The organism is Ktedonobacter sp. SOSP1-85, from assembly GCF_016587415.1.
GTDB lineage: Bacteria > Chloroflexota > Ktedonobacteria > Ktedonobacterales > Ktedonobacteraceae > Ktedonobacter.
In genome coordinates this window covers 610,623-625,811 of the sequence record NZ_BNJI01000003.1, presented here as the reverse complement: position 1 = coordinate 625,811, position 15,189 = coordinate 610,623, and the positions used below count along the sequence as shown (strand labels likewise).

11 protein-coding genes and 1 pseudogene are annotated in these 15,189 nt (G+C 54.4%); 9 read left to right on the top strand and 3 right to left on the bottom strand.

The features are described from left to right. Nucleotides 1–31: 31 nt before the first annotated feature. From nirB to KTE_RS40835, 4 genes are all read left to right on the top strand, one after another. Nucleotides 32–2,482 carry a nitrite reductase large subunit NirB gene (gene nirB, locus KTE_RS40850; protein ID WP_201392172.1) on the top strand — a complete coding sequence of 817 codons (2,451 nt, stop codon included), beginning with the start codon at nt 32–34 and terminating at the stop codon, nt 2,480–2,482. Between the two features lie 28 nt (nt 2,483–2,510). Next, nucleotides 2,511–2,843 carry a Rieske 2Fe-2S domain-containing protein gene (locus KTE_RS40845; RefSeq protein WP_201392170.1) on the top strand — a complete coding sequence of 111 codons (333 nt, stop codon included), beginning with the start codon at nt 2,511–2,513 and terminating at the stop codon, nt 2,841–2,843. Between the two features lie 16 nt (nt 2,844–2,859). After that, nucleotides 2,860–3,669: a uroporphyrinogen-III synthase gene (locus KTE_RS40840; RefSeq protein ID WP_201392159.1), complete on the top strand. Its 810-nt coding sequence runs from the start codon at nt 2,860–2,862 to the stop codon at nt 3,667–3,669. Between the two features lie 69 nt (nt 3,670–3,738). After that, nucleotides 3,739–4,983, top strand: a complete 1,245-nt coding sequence (locus tag KTE_RS40835) for a NarK/NasA family nitrate transporter (RefSeq protein WP_201392156.1) — start codon at nt 3,739–3,741, stop codon at nt 4,981–4,983. Between the two features lie 86 nt (nt 4,984–5,069). On the opposite strand, the gene KTE_RS40830 is transcribed toward KTE_RS40835, so the two are convergent. From KTE_RS40830 to KTE_RS40820, 3 genes are all read right to left on the bottom strand, one after another. Next, nucleotides 5,070–6,401, bottom strand: coding sequence for an ABC transporter substrate-binding protein (locus KTE_RS40830; protein ID WP_201392154.1), 1,332 nt, complete (start codon nt 6,399–6,401; stop codon nt 5,070–5,072). Nucleotides 6,402–6,468: 67 nt separating this feature from the next. After that, nucleotides 6,469–7,338, bottom strand: a complete 870-nt coding sequence (locus KTE_RS40825) for a carbohydrate ABC transporter permease (RefSeq protein WP_201392152.1) — start codon at nt 7,336–7,338, stop codon at nt 6,469–6,471. Nucleotides 7,339–7,351: 13 nt separating this feature from the next. After that, entirely contained in the window at nt 7,352–8,308 is a 957-nt protein-coding gene (locus KTE_RS40820; RefSeq protein ID WP_201392150.1) for a carbohydrate ABC transporter permease, read from the bottom strand. A gap of 305 nt (nt 8,309–8,613) precedes the next feature. Between KTE_RS40820 and KTE_RS40815 the strand changes: the two genes are divergently transcribed. The 5 genes and pseudogenes from KTE_RS40815 (at nt 8,614) to KTE_RS40795 (ending at nt 15,156) form a co-directional block, all read left to right on the top strand. Further along, nucleotides 8,614–9,132 carry a hypothetical protein gene (locus KTE_RS40815; protein WP_201392148.1) on the top strand — a complete coding sequence of 173 codons (519 nt, stop codon included), beginning with the start codon at nt 8,614–8,616 and terminating at the stop codon, nt 9,130–9,132. Nucleotides 9,133–9,784: 652 nt separating this feature from the next. Further along, complete coding sequence (locus tag KTE_RS40810; protein WP_201392146.1) at nt 9,785–10,309, top strand: transposase; 525 nt, start codon at nt 9,785–9,787, stop codon at nt 10,307–10,309. 563 nt (nt 10,310–10,872) lie between these two features. Then, nucleotides 10,873–11,790: pseudogene (locus KTE_RS40805) on the top strand (reverse transcriptase/maturase family protein); the annotation flags it as partial. 499 nt (nt 11,791–12,289) lie between these two features. Continuing rightward, the gene (locus KTE_RS40800) at nt 12,290–14,080 is read left to right on the top strand and encodes a reverse transcriptase/maturase family protein (RefSeq protein WP_201387146.1); all 1,791 of its coding nucleotides are present in this window, start codon (nt 12,290–12,292) and stop codon (nt 14,078–14,080) included. 389 nt (nt 14,081–14,469) lie between these two features. Continuing rightward, on the top strand, nt 14,470–15,156 hold the full coding sequence (locus tag KTE_RS40795) for a group II intron reverse transcriptase/maturase (RefSeq protein WP_201392141.1): 687 nt from the start codon (nt 14,470–14,472) through the stop codon (nt 15,154–15,156). The last annotated feature ends 33 nt before the right edge of the window (nt 15,157–15,189 follow it).

Sequence of the window (15,189 nt, the reverse complement as noted above, 5' to 3'; positions counted from 1 at the left end):
AGAAGTTAGAACAAGCGGAGGGAGAACCTGCATGAAGGAACGCCTGGTTGTGATCGGCAATGGCATGGCGGGAGCGAGGCTGGTGGAGGAGATTGTGGCTCGCGGTGGAAATGAACGCTATCAAATCGTCGTCTTTGGTGACGAACCCTACGGCAACTATAACCGTATTCTGCTCTCAAATGTCCTGGCGGGGAGCCATGATCCCCAGGATATCTTTATCAATCCCCTCGCATGGTACGCACAGCATCATATCGATTTGCGCGTTGGCATGCATATTCATACCATTGATACCGAGAATAAGGCGGTCTATGCTAGCGATGGGACGATCACGATTTACGACAAACTCGTGATCGCGACAGGCAGCAAGCCATTTCTCCCGCCATTGAAGAATCTGCTGCGAGAGGATGGGGAACTAAAAACAGGGGCCTTTGCCTTTCGTACCATCGATGACTGTGACGCGATGATCAAATACGCTGTCCAGGCGCGCAGCGCCGTAGTCATTGGTGGAGGCCTTCTAGGTTTAGAGGCAGCCCGTGGTCTCTCCAACCGGTGCAGCAAGGTACACGTGGTCCACCTGCCGACTTCGCTTATGAATGTGCAACTGGATGAACCAGCGAGCGAGCTGCTTCAGGCCGAGATCGCGAAACTGGGCATTCAGCTCTGGCTAGGGAAGCTCACGACAGAAGTCGTGGGAGAGACAAGCGTCACGGGCCTGGGCTTTAAAGATGGAACAAGCCTGGAGTGTGACATGCTGGTCATCGCGGCGGGCATCCGTCCTAATATGGAGCTGGCGCGCCAGGCGGGTATCGCCTGTGAGCGGGGGATTCTAGTCAATGATGGCCTTGTGACCAGCGCGCAGGATGTCTTTGCACTTGGTGAGTGCGCCGAGCACCAGGGCAGGGTATATGGATTGGTCGCACCACTCTGGGAGCAGGCTCGCGTTCTGGCTGAACGTTTGACTAGCACTACGGCCAACGCGCTCTATCGTGGCTCCAAGGAATCGACCAAGCTAAAGGTCATGGGCATGGAGTTGGCTGTGATGGGCGAGAAAGATCGCAAACTGCCGGGCGACGAAGTCGTGACCTATAGCGAGCCGGGTCGTGGCATCTACAAGAAGCTCGTTATTCGCGATGGAAGTTTGTTGGGTGCGATTGTCATGGGCGATGGGCCGACCACACCGCGCCTGCTGCAACACTTTGACCGTGGCGATAAATTGCCAGAGAACCGTGCCGAGCTACTTTTTGCACTGACTGGCGAGAGTAAAGCGTTCGATGTCGCCGACCTGCCGGATGACGCACAGATATGTAACTGTAATGGTGTCTCCAAGGGGCAGATTGTCGCGGCGGTGCGCGAGGGGAAGCGCTCGCTACCCATGCTCTGTAACGCCACGCGTGCTGGAACCGGCTGTGGCTCCTGCAAGCCCCAGGTTCAGGCCCTATTGGAACTGACCTCTGATGGGCTGGTTGTCGATGATCCCGCGCTGCATTACTATGTTCCGGGTGTCCCATTGAAGAAGCCGGACCTCATCAAGGCCATTAAAGAGCAGGAGTTGCGCAGTGTCTCGGCGGTCTTTCGCGCCCTGGCAGACGGCAAGGAAGATCCCACCAGCAAGGCCGGGCTGGCTTCCCTGCTCAAGACTATCTGGGGCAAAGAGTACGAAGATGAGCGAGATGCACGTTTTATCAATGACCGAGTACACGCCAATATCCAGAATAACGGTACCTTTAGCGTTATTCCGCGTATCTATGGAGGCGTGACCACGGGCCAGGAGCTCCGGCGTATCGCTGATGTGGCGCTCAAATACGACGTGCCCATGGTGAAGCTGACGGGCGGGCAGCGTATTGACCTCGTCGGTATTCCCAAGAAGCATCTGCCCGATGTCTGGCGCGACCTGGGCATGCCCTCGGGCCATGCCTACTCCAAGGCCTTCCGCACCTGTAAAACCTGCCTTGGCTCGGAGTTCTGCCGCTATGGCGTGGGTGATAGCACCGGGCTGGGGATCAAGATCGAGAAGCGTTTCCAGGGTGTTGAATCTCCACACAAGATGAAATTGGCGACGACAGGTTGCCCACGCAATTGCTCAGAGGCGACGACAAAAGACCTGGGTGCTATGGCGATTGAGGGAGGAAAGTGGGAGATCTATATTGGCGGAGGCGCGGGTTCGAAAGTGCGCAAAGGGGATGTACTCTGTACCGTTGAGACCCATGACGAGGTACTGCTCTACATGGGACGCTTTATGCAGTACTATCGTGAGAACGCCAGGTACCTGGAGCGTACCTATGACCTGGTTGAGCGCCTGGGAATCGAGTACCTGCGCCAGGTGCTGGTCGAAGACTGCGAGGGCATCGCCTCCAGGCTGGACCAGGAGATCCAGGCCGCGGTAGATGCCTATGTCGATCCCTGGCAGGAGGCCCACCAGCCCGCGACCCCCGCGCAATTCGCCGAAGCACTCCAGCCGGTAGGAACAACCATTGTGTCCTAAACAGCCAGTTCATGAAAGGGGAACATATATGAGCATCATGCTGCCACCAGGCAAGGTCGTCTACAACCTTGGCCCACAGACGCGCCTGCCTCTGGGCGAGGGACGCACCTTTCAGCTTGGGGAGACCGAGATCGCCGTCTTCCGCACCCGTAGCGGCAGGCTCTTCGCCACGCAGGCTGCCTGCCCTCACCGGCAAGGCCCCCTGGCGGACGGGCTGACGGGCGATAAACAGGTTATCTGCCCCTTACACTCCTTCAAGTTTGATCTGAGCACGGGCGAGTCGATTGGCAATACCTGCTCGGCGCTCAAAACCTACGCGCTCCAGGTAAGCGAGGCGGGCGAGATCCTGCTGAGCCTGTAAAACAAGGAGCATGCATATGACATTGCAGCACGCACGCATCGCGCTACTGGAGGCGCGGATGGCGGGAGAGATGGCCGACCTTCTGCGCCGTCATGGAGCCTCGAACCTGGTAAGCGTACCTGCGGTGCGCGAGATAGCGCGAGAGTGCGGGCCGCAGGTCGCGGCCTTTCTCGCCCGGCTCTCTGGGGGAGAGATCCAGATGCTTGTTTTCTTTACCGGCGTAGGAGCCACGGCTCTGTATAGCGAGGCCGAAAAGTTAGGCCGCCAGGTAGAGCTAGTGGAGGCCTTGCGTACCACGACGATTGTCTGCCGAGGACCGAAACCAGTCGCGGCGCTGAAGCGTTACGGCATTCCCGTGGCCGCCAGCGCCCCAGAGCCCTATACCACGCATGAGCTTCTGGCGGTGCTGGCCCCCTTTGACCTGGCGGGTAAAGTCACAGGTGTGGTGCATTATGGTGAGCACAACGCCCAGTTCACGGAAGAATTGCGCCAGCGTGGTGCCAGGCTGGAGGAGCTTTGTCTCTATGAATGGCTGCTACCCACAGACCTGGCGCCTTTACGTAGCCTGGTTAAGAGCATCGTCGCGGGCGAGATAGATGCGCTTGCCTTCACCAGCCAGGTCCAGGCCCGGCACCTGTTTCGCATCGCCCAGGAGCTTCAACTCAGTAGCCAGCTTACCGAGGCCCTCAATACCAGGACGCTTGTGGCCTCCATTGGCCCGACCTGCACTGGAGTGTTGCAGAGCTATGGGGTGACACCGCGCGTTATCCCTGAGCATCCAAAGATGGGATACCTGGTGAAAGCCCTTGTCAGCTACCTGGCGTAGCTGCTGTTAAGGGCTGCGCTCCTACATACTATTTCTCCGTATTTAGCAAGCGAAGAAAGGGAGTTCTTTATGCCTTTTTTACCTACGAAGGGAAGCGCGCGTCCCGGCTCTATCTCGACTGTGATCGCCTCTTTTCTCCACTTTGATACCTGTTTTACCATCTGGGTGCTCCTGGGTTCTCTCAGCGTCTTTATCGCGCCCGAACTCAAGCTCAACGCTGCGCAGCAGGGACTCATGGTCGCCTTACCTACTCTCAGCGGTTCGCTGATCCGCCTGCCTGTGGGACTGCTCAGTGATCGCTATAGCGGGAAGTGGATTGGCATAGGCTTGCTGACGTTTCTCTTTCTGCCTCTGCTCCTGGGCTGGTTGCTGCCGGTAAGCTTTCCGGAGGTGCTCTGCATTGGCCTGATGCTCGGGGTCGCAGGCTCCTCGTTCGCAGTGGCGCTGCCGCTGGCCAGTCGCTGGTATCCTCCCACGCAGCAGGGCCTCGTGATGGGAATTGCGGCGGCGGGCAATATCGGTACCGTCATAGCCAACGCCACGGCCCCCAGCCTGGCGAGAGCCTATGGGTGGCATGCCGTCCTGGGTCTGGCGATGATCCCCCTGGCGCTAGTGTTGTTGGCATTCGTATTGCTGGCGAAGGAGAGTCCGACGCGCCCTGAAGCGGCGCCCCTCGCCAGCTATGTGCGCGCCCTGGGCACAGCGGATATGTGGTGGTTTTGCCTGCTCTATAGCGTCACCTTTGGCGGATTTGTTGGCCTGGGAACCTTCCTGCCCCAGTTCTATCATAACCAGTTTGGGTTGCCAGGAGTGGAGGCGGGCTACTGGGCAGCGGGCGCTGCTTTTACCGGAAGTACGCTACGTCCGCTGGGGGGATACATCGCGGATAGGCTGGGAGGTGTGCGTGTGCTCTCCATCCTGCTGCTCTTGATTGCTGGCACGTACGCACTGGCCTCGTTGCTTCTGCCGATTGGTTTTACAGGGGCCCTTTTCATCGTTGGCATCGCCTTCATGGGCATGGGCAATGGCGCGGTCTTCCAACTTGTGCCACAGCGTTTTCAGAGCACAATTGGCGTCGCGACCGGCCTGGTAGGCGCCCTGGGTGGTATCGGCGGCTTTGTTCTCCCCTTCCTGCTGGGGTCAATCAAACAGACAAGTGGTTCTTATGCTGCGGGCTGGATCATCCTGGCGATCTTCGCGTTTGTGGTCCTGGCCGTTCTACGCCTGCTAGCCGCCTTACGGGCAAGCTGGCGCTCGTCCTGGGCGGCTGAGGCAGAGGGTACAGAGATCTATCCTCAAGCCTCTAGAGCGTAAATGGGACGTATGTAGGAAAATGATGTGATGCCCCGTGTAGCCTCAGGCTACACGGGGCATCACATCATTTTCCTACATACTATATCTTAGCCTTCAGCTAGCTTTGTACTACAGCCCTGCGTCATCTTCTGCAAGGCGGCGTTCTCGGAAAGCTGGCTGGTAAGCGCGCTGGTAAAATTGCTGGTGATGACCGTGCGGCAGTCGTCCCAGGCGGGCAGAATGCTGGGCACAAAGCCATACTGAAGTGACTCGGGGCCAGCCTGGCGCGCGGGATTCTGCTCGAAGTAGCTCTTCAACGTCGAGCCCTCATAGGCGGATTTGCGGATAGGCATATATCCGGTCGCCTTGACGAACTGAGCATTCGCATCGGCGCTGGTCAAGTACTTCATAAAGTCCCACGCCGCGGTCTTGGCATCCGTGCTGGCGCTGGAGAACATCGCCATATTGGTGCCATAGAGCGAGGTAAACTTGCCCGCGGAGCCACTGGGCAGAACGGCCTCTGAGAAGTTGAATTTCCCGCCAATGGAACTCTTGATGAAGGGATAACTGGCGACAGTGCTGATAGCGAAGGCAGATTTGCCAGCGGCAAAGTCGTTCTGCCAGCTATAGAGCTTGGTCACATGGATATTGCCTGCCTTGACCAGGGGCGTGAGATCGCTCAAGGCTTTTAGAGCGGGCTGGGCATTGGCTCCATCGCCAAAGGCGGCCTTGGTGCCATCGCTAGAAACAAAGTCGGCACCACCAAAAGCTTTATAGAGTGTCGCCCACTCGTCAACTGAGGGCGTGAAGGAGAGGCCCCAGCGTGAGCCATCGGCCTTGGTAACCTTCGTGATGGCAGCCTTCAGCTCGTCGGTCGTCGTGGGGACCGCGATCCCCTCCTGCTTCAACACATCCTCGTTGTAGTAGAGCACCTCAACGCTTTTGTTGAAGGGCAGCATATATTGCGTGCCGTCGATTTGTCCATCCTTCCAGATGGTGGGATAGAAGTCGCTGACATCGTTCGCGCTCAGACCATTTTTGCCTGAGATATAGGGCTGCAAGGACTCAAGCGCGTTCGACTGCTGATACTTCGAAGCCCAGCTCTCATAGACCTGTGCCATCGTGGGCGTGTTATTGGCGGCGATGGCGGCGGTCAGCTTTGTCTTCAACGTATCGTAGGAGTCAAAGGCTTGCAATTTAATGGTGACATTCTTATGCTGGCTCATATACTGCTTGGAGAGATTCTCAATGGCGGTCTTATTCGCGCCAGTCGAGAAGGCCTCCCAGAAGTCTACAGTGTATTTTTTATTGGCATCCAGAACACCGGTGTTGTTGCTGTTATCGCCGCTATTGCCACTTGCGGGGTCGCCCCCACACGCGCTCAAGAGGAGCACTATAACAAGGAGCACCAGGGTCATACTAAACCAGGTACGACGCATGAAAATATCAGTCCTTTCAATACTTCAATCAATAAAAAAGCGAAACAATGGTCTATCGATGTGAAACTTATCCTTTTGTGCTGCCAGCGGAGATGCCCTCTATGAACTGCTTTTGCGCGATCAAGAAGACGACCAGCACTGGTAGCGTGGTAAAGGCAACGGCAGCGGCCAGGCCGGTTGGATCGTTGCCTTCGTCGGCGACAAAGGCGCGTAAGCCAACCTCAACCGGGCGAAACGCGTCGGTGCTGGTTACCAGGTAGGGCCAGAGAAACGCGTTCCAACTACCGATAAATATCTGTAGCGCGATTACCGCCAGGGCCGGGCGAGCCAGGGGCGCCGCCACCCGCCAGAGATAACCGAAGCGCGAACAGCCATCAAGTTGGGCCGCCTCCCACAACGAGGGGGGAAGCGCAAGGAAGAATTGGCGTAACAAGAAGATGCCAGAGATGCTGACCCCAAAGGGAATAATCTGCGCCTGGTAGCTATTGATCCAGTGGAAGGTTGAGACGAGCAGGTAACTGGGGATCAGCGTGGCCTCTGAGGGAACCATAATGATCCCTAGAAGCAGCATAAAGAGCACATGACGACCGGGAAACTTCATTGTCCCAAAGGCATAGGCAGCCAGGAGCGACGTCAATGTCGCCAGGACAATCGTGCAGAGCGCGACGAACAGGCTATTGCCAAAATACTGCAACCAGGGAGCCATATTCCAGGCGCGTACATAGTTTGACCACTCCCAATCAGGCAGGATATGTGGCACCACGTCATAGGCATTATGCGTGGTCAGCAGCGAGGTGACCAGCATATAGTAAATGGGAAATACCGCGATGAGTGTGGCGATGATAATCACCAGGTAGCGTGCACCGCGTCGTAATTGAGCGCCCCACCAGCCGGACGCGCGCTTCTGACGAGACTCTGATAAACGTGTGGCGGACATAGCATCGAACCTTCTAATCTACAGAGGGAGTATAACGGCGCGATAAGCCAAACTGCGCCACTGAGACGGTAAAGACGAGCAGAAAGATAATCACCGAGATGGCTGACCCGATTCCCGTATGGGCCGAAGTGCCAAAGGCCTGGGAAAAGAGGTAGAGTCCCAGCGTTTGGCCCGCATTCTGCGCGCCTCCATCCGGTCCCAAAAACAGGAAGGCTGGCTGAAACATCTTAAAGGCCTCAATGGTGCTCAGTAGCAGTACCACAACCGTCACAGGTGCCAGCAGAGGCCAGGTAATATAACGGAAGGTCTGCCAGGAATTTGCGCCATCCACCCGCGCCGCCTCGGCCAACATGGGCGAGATATTTGTCAGGCCTGACATAAAGAGTACAACGCTAAAGCCCAGGGACTTCCAGGTGGTATAGACAATGATGCTGGGTAAGATCCAATGTGGATCCCCCAGCCAGTCGATTGGTTTAAGGTGTAACAGGTGCAGGATGCCATTAAATAAGCCGTGGTAGTTATCAAACATCCATACCCAGATAGATGTCGTAGCCACGATGGGCGTAATGAATGGTGAGAAGATGGCCAGGCGCCAGAACGCCCGCCCGCGAATACTCGACATCAATAGAATTGCCAGCAAAAGCGAGAGCACCAGTTGCAGCGGAACCGAAATGACAACATAGAGTATCGTTGTCTGAAGTGCCTGCCAGAAGCTCGGATCGCTAAATAAGAAACGATAGTTTGCCAGGCCCACAAATGGCTGTGTACCGTGATTGAGGAAGTTCCATTTGAAGAGGCTGATCACAAAGACAAACACGGAGGGGAAATATGAGAAGATGCCCAGAATAATGAAGGCTGGTAACAGGTAAAGATAGGCCTGTCCCGTCGTCAACCAGCGCCTCCACCTCTGCTTAGGTACCTGGGATTGTTTCTCCTCACGCGCTATCGACAACAAAATATCGCTTTCCATACGACTTTCCAGACAAAGATAAAGTATCACATAAATATGATACTTATAGCATATTAACCATAAGTAATCAAATCGTAAAAAGTAGTTTAACACTCCATTATATCGCTTTTTCGTATATCCGCAATATCCTAATAAGGATAGAGAGTGTATGGAGGGTGTGCAACTCCACGAGTAGTTCCCTGAGGGTCAAAAGCCAATAGTAAGGCAGAGTTTCGTAAAAAGAAGTAATTTTTTATACTATAGGTGTACACATTTGTGGGTTGTGCATACCTTGGGCGATGTGTTGATGTTGGAAGGAGTGTAGGATGGGCGAGCTACTGCGTTCACGTATGCAGGTGGTGTTGTCATTTGATATCGAGGTGACCGACAAGGAGACAGAGATCTCGGATGAGACAGAGCAACTGGCGGTCTATTTCAAGGAGTATAATCGCAGGTTGCTCCTGGCGATTCTGCGCCAACCTGAGAACCTGCGCCGCTTTTTGATTGGTTGGGTCGCGGCGCATATTGAAGCGCTTCCCATGCAAGAGGGTGTCTCTTCGTGGGAAGCGCTTTTGTTAGAAAAGGAAGAAGTCTCTCTGCCCAAGCAGCTCTGGGCAACCATTCGGCAGATGAGCAAGGAAGACCAGGCGATCTTTCGCTGGTGGGTTGAGGATAAGCGCATCGATTTTGGTAGCCAGATCACCGATTTTCTGAAGAGCTTTCGCGTCGAGCTAAAAGAGCTAGAGATCACTGATCCTCTTGACCCAGACAAAGCGGCTATACAGTTGCGCTCACGCCTGGTGTTACCCCAGGCGGAGCAGGCGCATGAGGGCAGGGTTTTCTAGCTGTTGCCCGCTACTGGCGTACGCGGCTACTTCTGGTCTGAGGAGTAGCCGCGTACGCCAGTAGCGGGTCTGCCCATGCAGGATGCACTGCTTAACACCCGGCGCGGGAAGTCCCGCCTCCATTCATGGGACGGGGTGAAAGCGCCGTTCCTTTCGGGCTGGGTGGGTGGGGGCCGACTCCAACCAGGTTGTTCTCACTTCCCCTGATACGCTTCTCTGGAGCCCTTGATCGTTCTGAGAGGCAACTGAAGAATGGATAGATCCGGTTCTCCCTACTTGTGCATCCTGCTCTTTTCTGGTATCATGCTCTGCATGCAAACGGTGAAAATCTACCAACTGAATCACCTATCACACAAACAATTCCAGTGCCTCAAAGCTGCTCAGATGGAAGCTGCACAGGTATGGAATTGTTGTATGCAAATGCATAAAGCTGCACGTCTCTCCCATCTGCCCTGGCCAGGACGAGACGCGTTGTAGAAAGCCACCAAGGGGCGTTTTGCCTTGCAGAGCCAATCGGTACAGATGGTGGTGGCGACCTTTCTCGCCAACATTGACACCACGCGACAACTGCGCCAAGAGCATCCCGAGATGCGGATGCGCATACCCCTGGCGCACCAAACGTTTTTACCCCGTCAAGTGGCCTGCGCAAGCAGTGAGCAAAGAACATGGGCGTGTGGTCTTGCCCATGGGGAGAGGACGCCCATCCCTGGTCCTGCCCATCGAGCTTCCAGAAAACAGTGGGGCGTGTACCCTGGTCTGGAACCAGGGGTTTGAACTGCATGTTTGTGTGCAGGTCCCACAGGCCGAGGAGGCTCCAGGCACCGTCCAGGCCACTGTCGATTTGGGCGAGATCCACCTGGCAGCCGTCACGACGAACACAGGCAAAGCCATGATCGTCACCGGACGTGGCATCCGTTCGCTCAAACGCCAGCGGACGAAGCAATTGGGCCAGTTTGCCAGGAAACAATCCCGCTGCAAAAAGTATTCGCGGCGCTGGAAAAAATTGCAACGCGCCAAGAACAAACAATGCCGACGAGCCGAGCGACGCATTCGCGACCTGCGACACAAAGCGACTCGCAACGTCATCGACTTCTGTATTGAGCACCAGGTTGGGACCCTCTTCATCGGCAATCCTCATGGGGTTCGTGACAAGAAGAGTGGGAGACACCACAATTAGCGTCTGGCCTTGTGGGGTGCGCCATGTCGGCGTGTGTGGAATTCCTGCACAATGCAGGGGAGGTTGAGAGCAACACACCTCCAGAACAATGACTTACTTAGCGGGGAAACCCAAAGAGGACAAGAGCATGTCAATAAAGCGGAGGCGAGCTGAAGATGCGTAGGTTCACGCTCTGCAAGTTCTGTGCGTATGGTTAGACTGAGACTGTCGAACCCGAGTTCCACGTGGTGTAGGCCACTCCCATCGCACCGCATATGAAGCGATGACCCCGAAATAGGTATCAGTTCCCACAGGATACCACAAAGCTCTCTTCGGGGAACGGCAGGCAATGAGCCTGAAAAGGAACAGAAGGAGACCTGTAGCGCACTTAACGTTCCACTCACGTAAACATGGGAAACTCTAAAGGACGCGAGTCCCAGGAGTTCGGAACCCCCGTAGTAGTCCGAGCGTGGGAAAACCACGTACATGGCAAAGGGGCAGCCCTCGAAAGAGGGCCCGAGCTTTCCCTTGATAAAGGAAAGCAGGGTAGGTATCGTGAAGCTTCAAACGCGGAGGCATGCGTAATGCAGAGCACCAAAGCGTACCTGGAACTTCTTCAAGAGCGAGGCAAAAAGGGCCTGCCTCTTGAACGGGTCTACAGACAACTGTTTAATCGCAACCTGTATCTGACGGCCTATGGAAAAATCTATCGGAACACCGGAGCAATGACGCCAGGCGTTACCGATGAAACGGCAGATGGTATGTCGCTGGGAAAAATTGACAAGATCATCGAAGCACTACGCTACGAGCGATATCAATGGCAACCAGCACGAAGAACATACATCCCCAAGAAAAATGGCAAGCAACGCCCTTTAGGCATGCCGGTGTGGTCCGATAAGCTTCTCGGAGAAGTAATCAGGATGATCCTGGAAGCCTACTACGAGCCAACTTTCAGCGAGCACTCACACGGGTTCCGTCCGGGACGCGGCTGCCACACAGCCTTGCAGGACATCTACTACCATTGGCCCGCAACGTCGTGGTTCATTGAAGGCGACATCGCCGCTTGCTTCGACAGGCTCGACCACGACCTACTCCTCTCAATGCTGAGAGAGCGCATCCATGATGGACGCTTCATCAATCTGATACGGCAGTTGCTCAATGCAGGATACCTGGAGGACTGGAAATACAATCAAACCCTAAGCGGAGTTCCGCAAGGATCGGTAATAAGCCCTATCCTTTCTAATATCCTACTCGACAAATTAGACAAATATGTAGAAACCGTTCTCATCCCAAAATACACCAAAGGGGACAAGAGAAAGGAAAATCCTGAGTACAGAAAACTCATGAACCGTGCCCACTGGCTGTTCAAACAAGGGCAAACAGAGATGGCACAGAAAGTGAGAAGACAGGCTCAGCAACTCCCCACTCAAATCCTCGATGATCCTGAGTTTCGACGACTGAGATACTGTAGATACGCCGATGACGTGCGCCATTTAACCGGCTGCTAGATCCCTCTCCCAGAGAGGAGAAGTTTGGAGGAAATGACTTCTGGGTCACCCAACCTACCTGGAGATGAAAGTCGAAAGGGAAAGGAGCATGTTGGGAAAGCGGAAAAGGCGTGAAGACGCTGAAGCCTTGTTCTGCAAGACCCGCCTGATATGGTGAAACCTACACTGGCTGAACCGCAGCTTCCAGCGATGAAAGCGTACATTCCCCGATTACAGCGTCTGTTGCGGGGTCATCCTCATCGGGTGTCAAAGTCGTCGGCACCTTAACCCTCCAGAGGATGAGCGGTGGAGAACGACTCCACTCAAGGGAGCGAACACGGCACCTACGTCAGGCTCGATACGTCTAGCAATCAGGGAACTTGGGATGGCCTACCCCGCGAGAGCGGCACGGTCACGGAACCATCGTAGTAGTCCGCGCAAGGGAATACGTAACCTTGTACATGGCGAAGGATGGTAGGTGTTTTCGATACTCACCACCAGAAAGGTACGCGAGATGCGAGATGCCGATCAGATATTGAGTATCATCCATGAACGCGGTAAACAAGGATTGCCGCTGGAACGAGTCTATCGACTGTTGTTCAATCCTGCTTTGTACCTTAAAGCCTACGGAAAGATCTACAGGAACGATGGTGCCCTCACAGCAGGAACCACGGAAGAAACCGCTGACGGAATGTCCATGTCCAAAATTGAAGCCATCATTGAAGCCCTGCGATATGAGCGCTACAAGTGGACACCTGTACGCCGCATTTACATCGAGAAGCGACGCTCGAAGAAATTACGGCCACTCGGACTCCCCGCCTGGTCAGACAAACTGCTACAAGAAGTGATGCGGTTAATCCTCTCCGCATACTACGAGCCTCAGTTTAGCCCAACTTCCTACGGATTTCGCCCAGGACGAGGTTGCCATACTGCTCTCAATGAGATCTACCACAAGTGGATAGGCACAAAGTGGCTGGTAGAAGGCGATATTGCTCAGTGCTTTGACGCACTTGACCATACGGTCATGATGGCAATCTTGGGGGAGAAAATCCACGATGGTCGTCTTCTTCGGCTCATCGAAATGCTCCTGCAAGCTGGCTACCTGGAGGAATGGTGCTATCACGCCACCTACAGTGGCAGTCCACAGGGTGGTATTCTGAGTCCGCTACTAGCCAACGTCTATTTAGACAAATTGGACAAATTTGCCGAACACACTCTCCTTCCAAAGTACACACGAGGAACGGTACGAAGAGAAAATCCTCCCTACACCTCTCTGAAGCTTCGAGCTTCATGTCGGAGAAGATCAGGCCAAACGGAAGAAGCAGAACGGCTCCGCCGACAAATGCAACAGATTCCCGCACTTGATCCAACCGATCCAAGCTACAGACGCATTCGGTATGCAAGGTATGCGGATGATTGGCTCATCGGTTTTAGCGGTCCACGAGAAGAAGCTGAAGAAATTAAGCAGCAGATCGGAGAATTTTTGCGCGAAACACTCAAGCTCCAACTCTCCGAGACCAAAACGCTTATTACCCATGCGCAAACGGAAGCTGCCCAATTCTTGGGCTATCAGATCGTGATGTGCAAAAACGACCAGAAGCATGACTGGCGTGGACACCGAAGTCTCAACGGTCAAATTGGCCTCAGAGCGCCCATGCACGTCATCCAAGAGAAATGTCAGGAGTATTTGCAGCACGGAAAACCCGTTTCCCGAAAAGAACGAACAGAGGATACCGTCTACAGTATCATCTCTCAGTATCAACAGGAATACAGGGGATTGGCAGAATACTACCAACTAGCGGGAAACCGCTATCAACTCAATCGACTCAAATGGGTGATGGAGCGATCACTGGTGGCAACACTCGCGCAAAAGCTGCGCATTACGGTCTCTCAAGTCTATGACCGCTACCAAACCACCGTCGAGACGCCACATGGTCCCAGAAAAGCGCTACAAGTGACTGTAGAACGAGAAGGGAAACAGCCACTGATAGCACGATGGGGGGGAATTTCTCTGGCTCGAAACATGAAAGCAATCCTTGAAGACTCCCTACCCTGGACGTGGGGACAACGATCAGAACTGGAAAAACGGCTTTTGGCCAATGTCTGTGAACTCTGTGGTTCTCAGATGCAGGTAGAAGTCCATCACATCCGGGCTTTGAAAGACCTCCAACCCAAGGGACAGCGAGAACGACCACGATGGATGTATATCATGGCAGCACGGCGGCGAAAAACCCTGATCGTTTGTCGCAAATGCCATGAAGACATCCATGCTGGACGAGCTAATGGACAGCGCATACGGACTTGAAAACACTGGAGAGCCACGTGCTACGGAAACGGGCATGCGTGGTTCGGCGGGGGGCCGGGGGAAAAGGGCTATGTATGTAGCACCTCGCCTGCGGCCTACCCGACTTTCTCCTGAGTTTCATCGGCTCCCGGACAGAAGCAGAAGAAATCAAGCAGCAAATCGCAGAGTTTCTACACGACGACCTCAAGCTAGAACTCACCGATGCTAAAACACTCATCACACACGCGAGGAGTGAAACTGCCAGATTTCTTAACTACCATGTCACCATCCTTCAGGAAAATACGAAGCGTTCTATCAACCCCCACCAGGGGACGAATCGACGCAGTATCAACGGAAGGGTAGGATTGCAAGTACCACAGGATGTCATTCAACAAAAATGTGAGTGCTACATGAAAGCAGGAAAGGCGATTCAACGGGCCGAACTACTCAACGAGAGTGATTACACCATTATCACCACGTACCAGCTCGAATTCCGAGGCATCGCCAACTACTACCACCTGGCCTACAACATGCACACGCTTGACCAACTAAAACGTGTGACGGAACACTCCCTCACAAAGACGCTGGCAAACAAGCAGAAATTGTCTGTTCCAAAGGTGTACGACAAATACCGTGCAGAAATTGTAGTTGGAGACACGACCTACAAAGGTCTACGCGTCACCGTGCCAAGAGAAGGGAAAGAGCCGCTCGTAGCAACTTGGGGCGGCATTGCACTCACGTGGGATATTCAGGCAGCCCTAGAGGACCAACCTCAACGCCTGTGGGGGAAGCGAACTGAGTTAGAACAGAGGCTCCTTGCTCAAGTCTGTGAATATTGTGGAGCTACACGTCTCACAGATGACATCGAGGTACATCATATTCGTGCGCTCAAAGATCTAACCAAATACACAGGACGTGAGAGGCCAGAATGGGTCAAGCGCATGGCAGCACGCCATCGCAAGACAATGGTTCTCTGTCGAACGTGTCATCAGGATATTACTAATGGGCATCCGATGAGACGACAAAGTATCAAGCTCAAGGATGTACTGGCTATGCAAAAGGCCCGTACGACGATACTGGAAAGCCGAGTGCAGTGAAAGCTGCCCGCTCGGTTTGGGGGAGGGGAGTCG